This window comes from Pseudomonas sp. AL10 (assembly GCF_029960685.1).
GTDB classification, from domain to species: domain Bacteria; phylum Pseudomonadota; class Gammaproteobacteria; order Pseudomonadales; family Pseudomonadaceae; genus Aquipseudomonas; species Aquipseudomonas lactis.
On sequence record NZ_JASBQZ010000006.1, the window covers coordinates 119,705 to 135,842 of the forward strand.

The following is a 16,138-nucleotide window of genomic DNA, read 5'->3' on the forward strand; positions in this document are numbered from 1 at the left end:
CCCAGACGGTGTGGGTCAGTTTCAGTTAAAAGAAGCCACCGCAGGACTATGACTGGTCCCCTGCGGCCTTCTTGATCACCCGGCGATATCGCGAATGGCGATTTCACTCATGATGCGTTCCAGCACCTGCTCGATGGACAGCTCCGTGGAATCCAGCTGTATGGCGTCAGCCGCCGGCTTGAGCGGGGCTACCGCACGCTGGGTATCACGCTCATCGCGTGCACGGATCTCATCTAGCAGACTCGACAGACTAACACCATCGACTTTGCCCTTCAACTGCAAGTAACGGCGGCGTGCCCGCTCCTCGGCGCTGGCGGTCAGGAAAATCTTCAGCGGCGCCTCGGGAAACACTACCGTGCCCATGTCGCGGCCATCGGCCACCAGGCCCGGTGCTTCCTGGAATGCGCGCTGGCGCTGTAGCAGCGCCTCACGCACGGCAGGCAGCGCGGCCACTTGGGAGGCACCCGCGCCGATACTCTCGGTGCGAATCACGTCGCTGACTTCATCACCCTCCAGAATAATGCGCTGCAACTGACCCTCGGTCGCCGCAATGAACTGCACATCCAGATGGGCGGCAAGTTTGGTCAGCAATTCTTCGTTGGTCAGGTCCACACCATGGTTGTGCGCAGCGAACGCCAGCAGGCGGTACAGCGCTCCAGAATCCAGCAGGCACCAACCCAGGCGCTTGGCCAGAATGCCAGCGATTGTGCCTTTGCCCGAGCCGCTAGGCCCGTCGATGGTAATCACCGGTGCTTTGATATTCACAATTGAGCCTCTTGGGCAACACGGATGCCGACTTGGGCACACAGTGTCAGAAAGTTCGGAAAAGACGTAGCAACATTGGCGCAGTCAAGAATACGAATAGGCGCCTTCGCCCGCAGGGAAGCCACACTGAACGCCATGGCAATCCGATGATCGCCATGAGCATGCACTTCACCGCCGCCCATCGGGCCACCGTCAATGATAATCCCATCGGGGGTGGGTTCACACTTCACGCCCAAGGCCAACAGACCGTCGACCATCACCTGGATGCGATCGGACTCCTTGAGGCGCAGCTCTTCGGCACCGCGCAAAACGGTGCGGCCTTGGGCACAGGCTGCGGCAATAAACAGCACAGGGAACTCATCAATCGCCAACGGCACCAGGGCCTCTGGAATCTCGATACCCTTGAGCGCGGCAGCACGCACACGTAAATCCGCAACCGGCTCGCCGCCCACCTCACGCTGATTTTCGAGGGTGATATCAGCCCCCATCAGCCGCAGGATGTCGATCACACCGGTGCGGGTCGGGTTGATACCGACATGCTCCAGCAACAGCTCGGAGCCTTCGGCAATCGAGGCCGCCACCAGGAAAAACGCCGAAGACGAAATATCCCCCGGCACTTCAATACGCGTAGCGGTCAACCCATGCCCCGACGCCAGCGACGCCGTCGCGCCCTGCACCGCCACCGAGTAACCAAAGCCGCGCAGCATGCGCTCGGTGTGGTCGCGGGTCGGTGCGGGCTCGGTCACCGAGGTTTTACCCTCAGCGTACAACCCCGCCAACAACAGGCAGGATTTCACCTGGGCACTGGCCATGGGCAGTACATAGTTCAAGCCTTTGAGCGATTGCCCGCCACGAATGCTCAGTGGCGGGCGCCCGTCCGGCCCGGTCTCGATGATCGCGCCCATTTCACGCAGCGGCTTGGCCACGCGGTTCATCGGGCGCTTGGACAGCGAGGCATCGCCGGTCAACACGCTGTCGAAGCGCTGCGCCGCCAATACACCGGCCAACAGGCGCATCGACGTGCCGGAATTGCCCACGTAGATCGGCCCCGGCGCTGCCTTCAGGCCCTGCAGGCCGACACCGTGAATGGTCACGCGCCCATGGTGCGGGCCCTCGATCACCACGCCCATGTCGCGAAAGGCCTGCAAGGTCGCCAGGGCGTCTTCACCCTCAAGGAAGCCTTCCACCTCGGTCACGCCCTCGGCCAACGACCCCAACATGATCGAACGGTGAGAGATCGACTTGTCACCCGGCACGCGGATGCGCCCGCTCAAGCGGCCACCCGGGCTGGCGATGAAGGTCAGGTCATCGGTGTTCACTGCGGTTTCCATATAGGCCCGGCGTGCGAGGATCTTGCTGAAATGTTCACGCGCCACCCGCGCACGGGTGAACACGCCCAGCAGTTGATGACCATCCCCAGCATCCACGGCGTCACGCAAGGCGTCGAGGTCACTGCGGAAGGTGTCCAGGGTGCGCAACACCGCTTCGCGATTGGCGAGGAAGATGTCGTGCCACATCACCGGGTCACTGCCGGCAATCCGCGTGAAATCGCGAAAACCACCGGCCGCGTAACGGAAAATCTCGAGGTTCTCGTTGCGCTTGGCCAACGAATCCACCAAGCCAAATGCCAGCAGGTGCGGCAAGTGACTGGTGGCAGCCAACACTTCGTCGTGACGCTCGACCTGCATATGCTCCACATCCGCGCCCAGCTCGCGCCAGAGACGATCCACCACCACCAACGCCGCGGGATCGGTTTGCGCAAGCGGCGTCAGGATGACCTTATGCCGACGGAACAACTGCGCATTGGAGGCCTCCACCCCGCTCTGCTCGGAACCCGCAATGGGGTGACCCGGCACAAAGCGCGGCGGCATGCCACCAAACGCCCGTTGTGCAGCGCGCACCACGTTGCCTTTGGCGCTGCCCACATCGGTAAGAATTGCTTGCCCGAGGTCCATACCGGCCAGTACCGCCAGCAGTTTCTCCATGGCCAGGATCGGCACGGCGAGCTGGATCACATCCGCGCCCTGGCACGCGACGGCCAGGTCCGCCTCACAGCGGTCCACCACCCCCAACTCCACCGCCAACGTGCGCGATTGCGGGTCGAGGTCCACGCCTACGACTTCGCCACACAGCCCGCTTTCACGCAGGCCCTTGGCGAAGGAGCCACCGATCAACCCCAGGCCGACCACCACCAGGCGACCGATCATAGGCACAGCAGGTTGCAATGCAGTGACATCAACCACGGGCCAGAACCTTGGCCAACGCCTCAAGGAAGCGGCTGTTCTCAGCCGGCAAACCGATGGTGATACGCAGGTGGTTCGGCATGCCGTAGTTGGCCACCGGGCGCACAATCACGCCCTCGCGCAGCAAGCCCTGGAACACCGGCGCGGCCACTTGGCCGAGGTCGACGCAGATGAAGTTGCCCTTGGACGGAATCCAGCCCAGGCCCAGCTCACGAAAGCCTTCCTGCAATTGCAGCATGCCGCTTTCGTTGAGGCGACGGCCTTCTTCCAGGTATTCGGCATCCTTCACCGCCGCACAGGCGGCCGCCAGGGCCAGGCTGTTGACGTTGAACGGTTGGCGCACGCGGTTCAGCACATCGGCGACCACGGGGGTGGACAAGCCATAACCGACCCGCAACGACGCTAGGCCATAAGCCTTGGAGAACGTACGCGACACCAGCAGGTTCGGGTAGGCCGCAAGGAAATCCAGGCCGTCGGGCAGGTCGCTGCCTTCGGCGTACTCGATGTAGGCTTCGTCCAGCACGACCAGCACATGCTGGGGCACGTCCTGCAGGAATTCGTTCAGTGCCTGCTCGTCAAACCAGGTGCCGGTCGGGTTGTTCGGGTTGGCGATAAACACCACGCGAGTCTGGGCATCGATGGCCGCCAGCATCGCCGGCAGGTCATGGCCCCAGTCCTTGGCAGGAATCACGCGAGCATCTGCCCCCACCGCCTGGGTCACAATCGGGTAGACCGCAAACGCGTGCTCGCTGAACACCGCATTCAAACCTGGCGCCAGGTAGGCACGGCCGACCAGCTCAAGGATGTCGTTGGAGCCGTTGCCCAAGGTCACTTGATTCAACTCGACCCGGCACTTGTCCGCCAGTAGCGACTTGAGGGCAAAACCGTTGCCATCGGGATAACGGGTCAGCTCGGCCAGCTCTTCACGAATCGCCGCCAACACTTTGGGGCTCGGGCCCAGCGGGTTTTCGTTACTCGCCAGCTTGACGATTTTGGACGGGTCCAGATTCAACTCGCGGGCCAACTCGTCCACAGGCTTGCCTGGAACGTAAGGCGAGAGTTGTTGCACGCCCGGCTGCGCCAGGGCGAGGAAGTTGCCACTCATGTCAAAGCCTCACAAAACCGCTTTCGGGTAAGAGCCCAGCACCTTGAGTGCCACGGCTTCCTGACTGATCTTCTCCAGCACGCCCTTGACCAGCGGGTCGCGGTGATGGCCGATGAAGTCGATAAAGAACACATAGGTCCACTTACCGCTGCGCGAAGGACGAGTCTCGATGCGCGTCAGGTCAATCCCGTTGTCGTGGAATGGCACCAGCAGTTCATGCAGCGCGCCGGGCTTGTTGCTCATGGAAACGATGATCGAGGTCTTGTCGTCGCCGGTGGGCGGCACTTCCTGGCTGCCGATCATCAAAAAGCGCGTGGAGTTGTCCGGGCGGTCTTCGATTTTCTCGGCCAGGCGCGTCAGGCCATACAGGCCCGCGGCCATATCGCCGGCAATCGCCGCCGAATTCCACTCACCCTTGACCCGCTTGGCCGCTTCGGCGTTGCTGGACACCGCCACGCGCTCGACATTCGGGTAATGGGCGTCCAGCCATTTGCGGCACTGGGCCAGGGACTGGGCGTGGGAGTAGATGCGGCTGATGCTGTCGGTCTTGGTGTTTTCACCCACCAGCAGGTGGTGGTGGATACGCAGCTCCACTTCACCGCAGATCACCATGTCGTGCTCAAGGAAGCTGTCCAGGGTGTGGTTGACCGCGCCTTCGGTGGAGTTTTCCACCGGCACCACGCCAAAATTCACCGCACCGGCCGCGACTTCACGGAAGACTTCATCGATAGCCGCCATCGGCTTGCTGATCACCGCATGGCCGAAGTGCTTCATCGCCGCTGCCTGGGTGAAGGTGCCTTCAGGGCCGAGGTAAGCCACTTTCAGCGGCTGCTCCAGCGCCAGGCACGACGACATGATTTCACGGAACAACCGCGCCATCTCTTCGTTGCCCAGCGGCCCCTTGTTGCGCTCCATCACACGCTTGAGCACCTGGGCTTCACGCTCCGGGCGGTAGAACACCGGCACTTCGCCTTCGGCGAGGGATGCCATCTTTACCCGGGCCACTTCCTGGGCGCAGCGCGCACGCTCACTGATCAGCTCCAGGACTTTCTCGTCCAGGCTGTCAATGCGTACGCGCAGGGCCTTGAGTTCTTGCTCAGACATTAGCCGTGTTCCTTCTCGAACTCTGCCATGTAGGCAACCAGCGCATTGATGGCGTGGATGTCGACGGCGTTATAAATGGAGGCGCGCATGCCGCCCACCGAGCGGTGGCCCTTGAGGTTCAGCAGGCCGCGCGCGTCGGCGCCAGCCAGGAACGGCTTGTCCAGACGGTCGTCAGCCAGGCGGAACGGCACGTTCATCCACGAGCGGTCGGTGAGGTTGATCGGGTTGCTGTACAGGCCGCTGGCGTCGATGAAGTCGTACAGGACGCGCTTCTTCTCTTCGTTGAGCTTGCCCATGGCCGCGACACCGCCCTGCTCCTTGAGCCATTCGAACACCAGGCCCGACAGGTACCAGGCAAACGCCGGCGGGGTGTTGTACATCGAGCCGTTATCGGCCGCGACCTTGTAGTTGAGCATGGTCGGGCACAGCGAACGGGCACGGCCCAGCAGGTCTTCGCGGATGATATTGACCAGGATGCCGCTCGGGCCGATGTTCTTCTGCGCGCCGGCGTAGATCATGCCGTACTTGGACACGTCGATCGGGCGCGAGAGGATGTCCGAGGACATGTCGCACACCAGTGGCACGTCACCTACTTCAGGTACCCAGTCAAATTCCAGGCCGCCGATGGTTTCGTTCGCGACGTAGTGCACGTAGGCCGCATCCTTGGACAGCTTCCACTCGTTCTGACCGGGAATGGCGAAGTAATCGTAGGGTTTGGCGGTGCCTGCCACGTTGACATGGCCGTAGCGCGAGGCTTCTTCGATAGCCTTCTGCCCCCAGATACCGGTGTCGATATAGTCGGCAGTGCCGCCTTCGGGGAGCAGGTTCAGCGGGATCTGGGCGAACTGCTGGCTCGCACCACCCTGCAAGAACAGCACTTTGTAATGGGATGGGATGCCCAGCAAGTCGCGCAGGTCCTGCTCGGCCTTGTTGGCGATGGACACGAACTCATCGCTGCGATGGCTCATTTCCATCACGGAGAGGCCTTTTCCATGCCAGTCGAGGAGTTCACCCTGCGCACGCTGCAGGACTGCTTCAGGAAGCGCCGCGGGACCGGCACAGAAGTTATAGGCTCTCTTGCTCACATCCAATCTCACTCTGATCTGGTGGGGCTGCAATCATGTCAGCAACGCCCTCGTTCCGGAGCGGACATCTGTGGGAGCTGGCTTGCCTGCGATAGCAGCGCCGCGGTATCACTGAATGACCGAGGCGCCTGTATCGCAGGCAAGCCAGCTCCCACATGGACCGCGTCCAGGCAAAGGGCGCTGTATTTCATACGGGACAAACAACAAGGGGGCGAATCTTCATCCGCCCCCTGTGTGTCCGCTTATTCCTGCGGTTCTTCTTCGTCTGCGGCAGCGTCGAGGGTTGGCTCGTCAACGTTGTCATCGCCGGCTGCGATCACCTCGCCTTCAAATTCCTCACCTTCGAGCTCTTCACCTTCGACTTCCGAAGGCTCCTGCACACGCTCCAGGCCGACCAGTTTTTCGTCCTTGGCCAGCTTGATCAGGGTCACGCCCTGGGTGTTACGGCCCAGGCTCGACACTTCCGCCACACGGGTACGCACCAGGGTGCCCTGGTCGGAAATCAGCATGATCTCCTCGCCGTCGAGCACCTGCACCGCGCCGACCAGACGGCCGTTGCGGTCGTTGCTGACCATGGCGATCACGCCCTGGCCGCCACGCTTGTACTCCGGGAACTCACTGATGGCGGTGCGCTTGCCATAACCACGCTCGGAAGCGGTGAGGATCTGGCTGCCTTCTTCCGGGATCAGCATCGAAATCAGCTTCTGCCCCTCTGGCAGGCGCATGCCGCGTACACCGCGGGCGGTACGGCCCATGGCACGCACGTCGGATTCCTTGAAGCGGGTGACCTTGCCGCCATCGGAGAACAGCATGACTTCACGTTCGCCATCGGTAATGGCGGCAGAAATCAGTACGTCGCCCTCATCCAGCTCCAGGGCGATCAAGCCCACGCTGCGTTGACGGCTGAAGGATTCCAGCGGGGTCTTCTTCACGGTGCCTTTGGCGGTGGCCATGAAGATGAAGTGACCTTCGGTGTATTCCTCGACCGGCAGCATGGTGGTGATGTACTCATCACTGTCCAGCGGCAGCAGGTTGACCAACGGACGACCACGGGCAGCGCGGGAGGCCTCCGGGATTTCGTAGGTCTTGAGCCAGTACACCTTGCCTTTGCTGGAGAACAGCAACAGGGTGGTGTGGCTGTTGGCGACCAGCAGGTGAGCGATGTAGTCCTCATCCTTCACGCCGGTAGCCGATTTACCTTTACCGCCACGACGCTGGGCCTGGTACGCAGCCAATGGCTGGGTCTTGGCATAGCCGCCGTGGGAGATGGTCACCACGCGCTCTTCTTCCGGGATCATGTCACCCAGGGTCAGGTCCAGGCGCGCATCGAGGATTTCGGTGCGGCGCACGTCGCCGTATTCGGCGCGGATCACTTCCAGTTCTTCGCGGATCACTTCCATCAGGCGCACGGCGCTGCTGAGGATGCGGATCAACTCGCCGATCTGGTTGAGGATCTCCTGGTACTCGGCCAGCAGCTTCTCGTGCTCAAGGCCGGTGAGGCGGTGCAGACGCAGCTCCAGGATGGCCTGGGCCTGTTCTGGCGACAGGAAGTACTTGCCTTCACGCAGACCGTATTGCGGGTCCAGGGTCTCCGGGCGGCACGAATCGGCGCCAGCGCGCTCAACCATCGCGACCACGGCGCTGGATTCCCAAGGCGTGCTGATCAGCGCTTCCTTGGCTTCCGACGGGGTTGGCGAGGCCTTGATCAGGGCGATCACCGGGTCGATGTTCGACAGCGCAACCGCCTGGCCTTCCAGGATATGGCCGCGCTCGCGGGCCTTGCGCAGTTCGAACACGGTACGGCGGGTAACCACTTCGCGACGGTGACGCACGAAGGCTTCCAGCAGGTCCTTGAGGTTCAGGATGCGCGGGCGGCCATCGATCAGGGCAACCACGTTGATACCAAACACGCTTTGCAGCTGGGTCTGGGCGTAGAGGTTGTTGAGGATCACCTCAGGCACTTCGCCACGGCGCAGCTCGATTACCACGCGCATACCGTCTTTGTCGGACTCGTCGCGCAGCTCGGTGATGCCTTCCAGCTTCTTCTCTTTAACCAGCTCGGCGATCTTCTCGATCAGGCGCGCCTTGTTCAGCTGGTACGGGAGTTCGGTGATGACGATCTGCTGGCGGCCACCGACCTTGTCGATGTCTTCGATCATCGAGCGGGCACGCATGTAAATGCGCCCGCGACCGGTGCGGTAGGCTTCGATGATGCCGGCGCGACCGTTGATGATCGCCGCGGTCGGGAAGTCCGGGCCGGGGATGTACTGCATCAGCTCATCGACGGTCAGCTCAGGGTTGTCGATAAGGGCCAGGCAACCGTCGATGACTTCACCGAGGTTGTGCGGCGGGATGTTAGTGGCCATGCCCACGGCGATACCGCTGGAACCGTTGACCAGCAGGTTGGGAATACGGGTTGGCATGACCGCCGGGATCATTTCGGTGCCGTCGTAGTTCGGCACCCAGTCCACGGTTTCTTTGTGCAGGTCGGCCAGCAGCTCGTGCGCCAGCTTGGTCATGCGCACTTCGGTGTATCGCATGGCCGCGGCGTTGTCGCCGTCCACCGAACCGAAGTTACCCTGGCCGTCTACCAGCAGGTAGCGCAGGGAAAACGGCTGCGCCATCCGAACGATGGTGTCGTACACCGCAGTGTCGCCGTGAGGGTGATACTTACCGATCACGTCACCGACAACACGGGCAGATTTCTTGTACGGCTTGTTCCAGTCGTTACCCAGCTCGCTCATCGCGAACAGCACACGCCGGTGCACGGGCTTCAAGCCATCGCGCGCATCAGGCAGTGCCCGACCGACAATTACGCTCATCGCGTAGTCGAGGTAGGACTGTTTCAGCTCGTCTTCGATATTGACCGGGAGGATTTCTTTGGCCAGTTCGCCCATGAGAAGCCTGATTCCTTTTTCGGGTGAAACCTCGTCACATCCATTCGGGACGAACGAAGCTCGCCGCTGCCGGCACGGTGCCTGACAACGACTTACGACAAATCAACGAGTTATGACACGGATCTGCACGTTATAGGCCACCCCTCGGGGCAGCCCTGGAAACCGCCGGATGTTATCACAATCGCCGCCACGCACCTATCCCCCTGATGCGCATGGAGGCTAGTAATTTGACGGATGACAGGCTTGAAGGGGACGAGAGGGGCTCAGAGGCGCGGTGGTGCTTTTTTTTGAGGGTGGAATGCAGACGTTTTGTTGACATCAAGCTCCATTCGCGAGCAAGCCCGCTCCCACCTTTGATTTGTGAACACCGTTAATGTGGGAGCTGGCTTGCCTGCGATAGCGCCCCCACAGGCGCCCACACACTCAATGCAGGCGCTTACGGCACATCAACTTGGCCAACTTGGCCACATCCGGCCGCTCCACCACGCCCTTTTCAGTCACGATCACATCAATCAGATCGGCAGGCGTCACATCAAACACAGGGTTAAACGCCGCGACATCCAACCGCTGCCCATCCACCTCAAGCAACTCGCCACTATCGCGCTGCTCCAGCGCAACATCCTCCCCCGTAGCCATCATCAAATCCAGGGTCGAACTCGACGCCACCACCATAAAGCGCACGCCATGGTGCATGGCACACACGGCCAGCTGATAAGTGCCGATCTTGCTGATCACATCGCCATTGGCCGCGATACAGTCAGCACCGACCACCACCCACGTCACGCCTTTGGTCTTGAGGATATGCGCCCCGGCGGAGTCGGCATTCACTGCCACCGGGATGCCCTGGCCCGCCAACTCCCACGCCGTCAGGCGCGAGCCTTGCAGCCATGGGCGGGTTTCATTGACATAGACCTGCTCGACCAAGCCCTCCAGATACGCTGCATGAATCACCCCGAGGGCTGTGCCAACGCCGCCGGAAGCCAGCGCGCCGGCGTTGCCATGGGTGAGGATCGCCTGGGCATTGCCCTGGTGCTTGCGAATCCGCTCCATGCCCAACTGGGCCATGACCACATTGGCCTCCCGGTCGCTTTCATGGATCGCCACGGCTTCGGCTTCCAGCACCACCAGCGGGTCGGCGTGCTGTTTGAGGCGGTCCAGGCGGTCGCGCATGCGCTGCAAGGCCCAGAACAAATTCGATGCGGTCGGTCGGGTATGAGCCAGCAAGGCGTAGTCTTCTTCCCATGCGGCCTGCCAGTCACCGCCCTCGGCGATGCGCTCACGGGCGGCCAGCACCAAGCCATAGGCGGCGCAGATGCCGATGGCCGGTGCACCCCGCACCACCATGGTGCGAATGGCGTCGGCCACTGCTTCAACGGTAACGCAGGCTACCCAGCTCTCATGGGACGGCAAAACACGCTGATCGAGCAGGTGCAGCGCGCCATCACGCCATTGGATGGCCTTCACTTTCTCTGCAGCCAACAGTCGGTCGCGCATCCCTTACCCCGCACTCATGAACAAAAGCCGCCGATTATAGCGATCCGCCAGCCAGGGCGCTCGGGTATACTTCGCCCTTCTTTTATAGCTGCCTGGGAAGAAGCCTGCGATGACCTCCACTGCCGCCCCGCTCGACTTGTTGCTGCTGCCGACCTGGCTGGTACCCGTCGAGCCCGCTGGCGTGGTGCTCAAGGAGCATGGCCTGGGCATTCGCGATGGCTGCATTGCCTTTATCGGGCCACGGGACGCGGCGTTGAAGCTGGCGGCGCGCGAGGTGCGCGAACTGCCCGGTATGCTGCTCAGCCCTGGCCTGGTCAATGCCCACGGCCATGCCGCCATGACTCTGTTCCGCGGCCTGGCCGACGATTTGCCGCTGATGACCTGGCTGGAAAAACATATCTGGCCGGCTGAAGCCAAGTGGGTCGATGAAGCGTTTGTGCGCGACGGCACCAACCTGGCCATTGCCGAGCAGATCAAGGGCGGCATCACCTGCTTCTCGGACATGTATTTCTACCCCAAGGTCGCCAGTGACTGCGTGCACAACAGCGGTATGCGTGCGCAGATCGCGTTGCCGATCCTCGACTTCCCGATCCCCGGCGCCAGCAGTGCCGACGAGGCGATTCGCCAGGGTATCGAGCTGTTCGGCGACCTCAAGCACCACCCGCGCATCAAGATCACCTTCGGCCCTCACGCGCCCTACACCGTGTGCGATGCCAACCTGGAAAAGATCCGGGTAATCGCCGAAGAGCTGGACGCCGTGATCCATATGCACGTTCACGAAACCGCCTTCGAAGTGCAGCAAGCCGTCGAGCAGACCGGCGAGCGGCCATTGGCGCGCCTGGCTCGCCTTGGCCTGCTGGGCCCGCGTTTTCAGGCCGTGCACATGACCCAAATCAGCGAAGACGACCTGGCTTTACTGGTAGAAAGCAACACCAGCGTAATCCATTGCCCGGAATCGAACCTGAAACTGGCCAGCGGCTTTTGCCCGGTAGAGCGCTTGTGGCAGGCTGGCGTCAACGTGGCCATCGGCACCGACGGCGCCGCCAGCAACAATGACCTGGATTTGCTCGGCGAAACCCGCACGGCGGCGATGCTGGCCAAGGCCGTGGCCGGTTCCGCTACAGCACTGGACGCCCACCGAGCCTTGCGCATGGCTACGCTCAACGGTGCCAGGGCGATGGGCCTGGACAGCCAGATTGGCTCGTTGGAAGTCGGCAAGGCGGCAGACATCGTCGCCTTTGATCTTTCCGGGCTGGCGCAACAACCGATCTACGATCCGGTCTCACAGCTTATATATGCCACCGGGCGCGATTGCGTGAAACACCTTTGGGTCGCTGGCAAACCATTGCTCGACGACCGGCAATTGACCCGCATGGATGAACAACAGTTGACCGCCACGGCCATTGCCTGGGGCCAACGCATCAGCGGGCACAGCGAATAACGACGCGGCTGAAGCCTTGGGTTCAGCCGCGACACACCGACTTATCAGATTCAGAGGATTCACCATGAGCAACGTCGACCACGCTGAAATCGCCAAGTTTGAAGCTCTGGCCCACCGCTGGTGGGACCGCGAGAGCGAATTCAAACCCCTGCACGACATCAACCCACTGCGGGTCAACTGGATTGACGAGCGCGTCAACCTGGCCGGCAAGAAGGTGCTGGACGTCGGTTGCGGCGGCGGCATTCTCAGCGAAGCCATGGCCCAGCGCGGCGCCACCGTCATGGGCATCGACATGGGCGAAGCGCCGCTGGCCGTAGCCCAGTTGCACCAGCTCGAATCCGGCGTGAGCGTGGAATACCGCCAGATCACTGCCGAAGCCCTGGCTGAGGAAATGCCCGAGCAGTTCGACGTGGTCACCTGCCTGGAAATGCTCGAACACGTGCCAGACCCGTCCTCGGTGATCCGTGCGTGCTTTCGTATGGTCAAGCCCGGCGGCCAGGTGTTCTTCTCCACCATCAACCGCAACCCCAAGGCTTACCTGTTCGCGATCATCGGCGCCGAATACATCATGAAGCTGCTGCCGCGCGGCACCCATGATTTCAAGAAATTCATCCGCCCTTCCGAGCTGGGTGCGTGGAGCCGCCAGGCCGGGCTGACCGTCAAGGACATCATCGGCCTGACCTACAACCCGCTGACCAAGCACTACAAGCTGGCCAACGATGTTGACGTCAACTACATGATCCAGACCCTGCGCGAGGAGTAAGCCTGTGAAGTTGCGAGCGGTTCTCTTCGACATGGACGGTACCCTGCTGGATACCGCGCCGGACTTTATCGCCATCTGCCAGGCCATGCGCGCCGACCGAGGCCTGGAACCGATCAACCCGCAGCACATCCGCGATGAAATCTCCGGCGGTGCCCGGGCGATGGTTGCCGTGACCTTCTCGATGGACCCCGAGTCGCCGGGCTTTGAGGAACTGCGCCAGGAATTCCTGGAGCGTTACCTCAAAGATTGCGCAGTGCACAGCAAACTGTTCGACGGCATGGCCGAGCTGCTGGAAGACATCGAGAAAGCCAAGCTGATCTGGGGCGTGGTCACCAACAAGCCGGTGCGCTTTGCCGAACCGATCATGCAGCGTCTGGGCCTGGCCGAGCGTTCGGCCGTGCTGATCTGCCCGGACCATGTGAAAAACAGCAAGCCCGACCCGGAGCCTATGATCCTGGCGTGCAAAATGCTCGACCTGGACCCGGCCAGCGTGCTGTTCGTGGGCGATGACCTGCGCGACATCGAATCCGGCCGCGACGCTGGTACGCGCACGGCGGCGGTCACCTATGGCTATATCCACCCGGACGACAACCCACGCCACTGGGGCGCGGATGTGGTGGTGGATCACCCGCTGGAATTGCGCAAGGTGCTGGATAACGCACTGTGCAGTTGCTGATTGTTCGAAGATCTCAACAACGCTGAGATCAATGTGGGAGCTGGCTTGCCTGCGATAGCGGTCTGCCAGCCTGCACATTTGGCGGCACGTAGTCCGCCATCGCAGGCAATCCAGCTCCCACAGGAAATGGATTCCACTTCAAGTGGTGTATCACCTTGAAATTTGTCGAGGCTATTTATGTTTGATTATTCTGCCCCTCCAGAACTGCTCAAAGGCCGGACCATCCTGGTAACCGGCGCCGGTCGCGGGATTGGTGCGGCAGCGGCAAAAACCTATGCCGCCCATGGCGCCACCGTGCTGTTGCTGGGCAAGACCGAAGCCAACCTGGCCCAGGTGTATGACGAGATCGAAGCCGCCGGCCACCCGCAGCCGGTGGTGATCCCGTTCAACCTGGAGACCGCCCTGCCCCATCAATACGATGAGCTGGCAGCGATGATCGAAAAGGCATTCGGCCACCTCGACGGCCTGTTGCACAACGCCTCGATCATCGGCCCGCGCACGCCCATCGAGCAGTTGTCCGGCGAGAACTTCATGCGGGTGATGCATGTGAACGTCAACGCGATGTTTATGCTGACCAGCACGTTGCTGCCGTTGCTCAAGCTGTCCCAGGATGCGTCGGTGGTGTTCACCTCCAGCAGCGTCGGGCGCAAGGGCCGTGCTTATTGGGGTGCCTACGGCGTGTCCAAGTTCGCCACCGAGGGGCTGATGCAAACCCTCGCCGATGAGCTGGAAGACGTGGCCGCAGTGCGCGCCAACAGCATCAACCCGGGCGGCACCCGCACCAGCATGCGCGCCCAGGCGTACCCAGGGGAAAACCCGATGGAAAGGCCAGCACCGGAAGAGATCATGCCGGTGTACCTGTACCTCATGGGGCCCGACAGTGCCGGCATCAATGGCCAGGCCTTCGATGCGCAATAAGCCCTGACACACCGCAAAACAAAGGTGGGAGCTGGCTCGCCTGCGATAGCGGTGGTGAATGTTCCATCGCCATCGCAGGCAAGCCAGCTCCCACATTGCTTTGTGGTGTACTCAAATACTCAGTTTTTGACCACTTCCTCCAGGGTGAAACGCCCCAACGGGTTCTGCAGGAAGTTGCTCACGTTCTTGCGTGAGATGTTGATGTACGGGCTGTAGTACAGGTCAATCCAGTTCACATCCTGTTTGGCCAGCTTCTGCAACTCCACATACATTTGCTCGCGCTTGGCCGGGTCTGCCTCGATCCGCGCGGCCGCCACCAAGGCCTTGACCTGGTCGTTCTTGTAGCGGGTCATGTAGTTCTGGTTGGTGTCGTGGCCCAGCACGAAGGTGGTTTTCTGGTCGGGGTCGAGGATGTCGTTGGTCCAGTACATCACCGAAATATCGTACTCACCGTCCACCAGCATCTGCCAGCTTTGGGTCGGGTCGACTTTTTGCAGGTTGGCGGTCACGCCGACCTTGGCCAACTGGTCCTTGATGATTACCGCGATTTGCTCGTCGGCCTCGTTGCCAGCGTTGACCACGTAGTTGAGCTTCAAGTCCTGGGCACCCGCAGCGGCCAGCAGCTTCTTGGCTTCGGCCGGGTCGTACGGGCGTTGCAGGTTGTTGGCGTAGTGGTACAGCGAGCCCTTTGGAATGTAGGAATAAGCCACGGTGCCTTGACCGTAAGTGACGGCTTTGACCAGCGATTGCTTGTCGATGGCCATGTCCAGGGCCTGGCGCACTTGCGGCTTGGCCAACAACCCGTGCTCGTGGTTGATCAACAGGTGATCTTCACGGGTGGACGGGTCGGCGTGGATCACCACGTTCTGGTCTTTTTTCAGCTCTTCGACGCGGGAGAACGGCACGAAAATCGCCGTGTCGAGTTCGTTGCTCTGCACCATGCGCATGCGCGTGTTGTCATCGGTCACCGACACCCACTCCACGCCGTCCAGGCTCACACTGCCGGCCTGCCAGAAATTCGGGTTTTTCTTCAGGATCACGCGGTCGCCCTTGCGCCACTCGTCCACGGTAAACGCGCCGGAAGTCACCGGGTTTTCCGAGTAGGCGTCTTCGCCCATCTTGGTCATGGCTTTTTCCGACAGGATCGACACCGTCGGCGACGCCAGTTGCGAAAGGAAGGCCACCGCCGGGGTTTTCAGGGTGACCACCAGGGTCTTGGCATCGCTGGCCGTGGCGGTGTTGATCAGGCTGAACGGGTCGCTCCACAAGGAGGCCTTGTTGTCGCGGATGCGCAGCAGGCTGAACGCGGCGTCGGCGGCGGTGATCGGCGAGCCGTCAGAGAACTTCGCCTCGCGCAGCTTGAAGGTGTAGGTCAGGCCATCCTTGGAAATGTCCCAGCTTTCGGCCAGGCCCGGTTCCATCTTGGTGCCCAGGTTATCCACGCGCACCAGGGTGTCGTAGACGTTGGCAAATACCCAGGTGTCGCGGTTTTGCGCGCTTTTGATCGGGTCGAAGGTGGTGCTGTCTTCACGGCAGCCGATGGTGAGCACACCGGCGGCCTGGGCCAGGCCGGCGGTCAGCGACCAGGCCGTGAGGGTAGCGGCGGCGAGCAATTTCAAGTGGCGCGAGTGCATATCACAACTCCTT

Annotated in this window: 12 protein-coding genes; 4 read left to right on the forward strand and 8 right to left on the reverse strand. The window is 61.7% G+C overall.

The window, feature by feature from the left end; genetic code table 11:
* Positions 1–75 precede the first annotated feature (75 nt).
* The 7 genes from cmk to mtnA all read right to left on the reverse strand — a co-directional run bounded on the left by cmk (position 76) and on the right by mtnA (position 10,693).
* Positions 76–765 (reverse strand): (d)CMP kinase, encoded by a 690-nt coding sequence (gene cmk / locus QK296_RS09220; RefSeq protein WP_003189772.1) that lies wholly within the window; start codon positions 763–765, stop codon positions 76–78.
* Entirely contained in the window at positions 762–2,972 is a 2,211-nt protein-coding gene (locus QK296_RS09225) for a bifunctional prephenate dehydrogenase/3-phosphoshikimate 1-carboxyvinyltransferase (RefSeq protein WP_282390862.1), read from the reverse strand. The genes cmk and QK296_RS09225 overlap by 4 nt, the downstream gene beginning before the upstream one ends.
* Before the next feature lie 28 nt (positions 2,973–3,000).
* Complete coding sequence (gene hisC, locus QK296_RS09230) at positions 3,001–4,113, reverse strand: histidinol-phosphate transaminase (RefSeq protein WP_014717619.1); 1,113 nt, start codon at positions 4,111–4,113, stop codon at positions 3,001–3,003.
* 9 nt (positions 4,114–4,122) lie between these two features.
* Positions 4,123–5,217, reverse strand: coding sequence for a prephenate dehydratase (gene pheA / locus QK296_RS09235; RefSeq protein WP_003172650.1), 1,095 nt, complete (start codon positions 5,215–5,217; stop codon positions 4,123–4,125).
* Positions 5,217–6,302 (reverse strand): 3-phosphoserine/phosphohydroxythreonine transaminase, encoded by a 1,086-nt coding sequence (serC, locus tag QK296_RS09240; protein ID WP_003189767.1) that lies wholly within the window; start codon positions 6,300–6,302, stop codon positions 5,217–5,219. The genes pheA and serC overlap by 1 nt, the downstream gene beginning before the upstream one ends.
* 242 nt (positions 6,303–6,544) lie before the next feature.
* Complete coding sequence (gyrA, locus tag QK296_RS09245) at positions 6,545–9,199, reverse strand: DNA gyrase subunit A (protein ID WP_003189765.1); 2,655 nt, start codon at positions 9,197–9,199, stop codon at positions 6,545–6,547.
* A gap of 423 nt (positions 9,200–9,622) precedes the next feature.
* A complete protein-coding gene (mtnA, locus tag QK296_RS09250) occupies positions 9,623–10,693 on the reverse strand; it encodes an S-methyl-5-thioribose-1-phosphate isomerase (protein ID WP_057710874.1) in 1,071 nt (356 codons plus the stop codon).
* 109 nt (positions 10,694–10,802) lie between these two features.
* Here mtnA and QK296_RS09255 point away from each other — a divergent pair, with 109 nt between their 5' ends.
* From QK296_RS09255 to QK296_RS09270, 4 genes are all read left to right on the forward strand, one after another.
* Positions 10,803–12,134 (forward strand): TRZ/ATZ family hydrolase, encoded by a 1,332-nt coding sequence (locus QK296_RS09255; protein WP_003189761.1) that lies wholly within the window; start codon positions 10,803–10,805, stop codon positions 12,132–12,134.
* A gap of 64 nt (positions 12,135–12,198) precedes the next feature.
* Positions 12,199–12,897, forward strand: a complete 699-nt coding sequence (gene ubiG / locus QK296_RS09260) for a bifunctional 2-polyprenyl-6-hydroxyphenol methylase/3-demethylubiquinol 3-O-methyltransferase UbiG (protein WP_003189760.1) — start codon at positions 12,199–12,201, stop codon at positions 12,895–12,897.
* A gap of 4 nt (positions 12,898–12,901) precedes the next feature.
* Positions 12,902–13,573 carry an N-acetylmuramic acid 6-phosphate phosphatase MupP gene (gene mupP / locus QK296_RS09265; protein WP_034135125.1) on the forward strand — a complete coding sequence of 224 codons (672 nt, stop codon included), beginning with the start codon at positions 12,902–12,904 and terminating at the stop codon, positions 13,571–13,573.
* 177 nt (positions 13,574–13,750) lie between these two features.
* Positions 13,751–14,491, forward strand: coding sequence for a YciK family oxidoreductase (locus QK296_RS09270; RefSeq protein WP_003189758.1), 741 nt, complete (start codon positions 13,751–13,753; stop codon positions 14,489–14,491).
* A gap of 119 nt (positions 14,492–14,610) precedes the next feature.
* On the opposite strand, the gene QK296_RS09275 is transcribed toward QK296_RS09270, so the two are convergent.
* Positions 14,611–16,125, reverse strand: coding sequence for an ABC transporter substrate-binding protein (locus QK296_RS09275; RefSeq protein WP_057710872.1), 1,515 nt, complete (start codon positions 16,123–16,125; stop codon positions 14,611–14,613).
* Between the last annotated feature and the right edge of the window lie 13 nt (positions 16,126–16,138).

What these genes read in the sequence shown, in the direction of transcription:
- QK296_RS09225 (WP_282390862.1), bottom strand. Translation starts at nt 2,972, where the DNA reads ATGATCGGTCGCCTGGTGGTGGTCGGCCTGGGGTTGATCGGTGGCTCC.
- hisC (WP_014717619.1), bottom strand. Translation starts at nt 4,113, where the DNA reads ATGAGTGGCAACTTCCTCGCCCTGGCGCAGCCGGGCGTGCAACAACTC.
- pheA (WP_003172650.1), bottom strand. Translation starts at nt 5,217, where the DNA reads ATGTCTGAGCAAGAACTCAAGGCCCTGCGCGTACGCATTGACAGCCTG.
- gyrA (WP_003189765.1), bottom strand. Translation starts at nt 9,199, where the DNA reads ATGGGCGAACTGGCCAAAGAAATCCTCCCGGTCAATATCGAAGACGAG.
- mtnA (WP_057710874.1), bottom strand. Translation starts at nt 10,693, where the DNA reads ATGCGCGACCGACTGTTGGCTGCAGAGAAAGTGAAGGCCATCCAATGG.
- QK296_RS09255 (WP_003189761.1), top strand. Translation starts at nt 10,803, where the DNA reads ATGACCTCCACTGCCGCCCCGCTCGACTTGTTGCTGCTGCCGACCTGG.
- ubiG (WP_003189760.1), top strand. Translation starts at nt 12,199, where the DNA reads ATGAGCAACGTCGACCACGCTGAAATCGCCAAGTTTGAAGCTCTGGCC.
- QK296_RS09270 (WP_003189758.1), top strand. Translation starts at nt 13,751, where the DNA reads ATGTTTGATTATTCTGCCCCTCCAGAACTGCTCAAAGGCCGGACCATC.
- QK296_RS09275 (WP_057710872.1), bottom strand. Translation starts at nt 16,125, where the DNA reads ATGCACTCGCGCCACTTGAAATTGCTCGCCGCCGCTACCCTCACGGCC.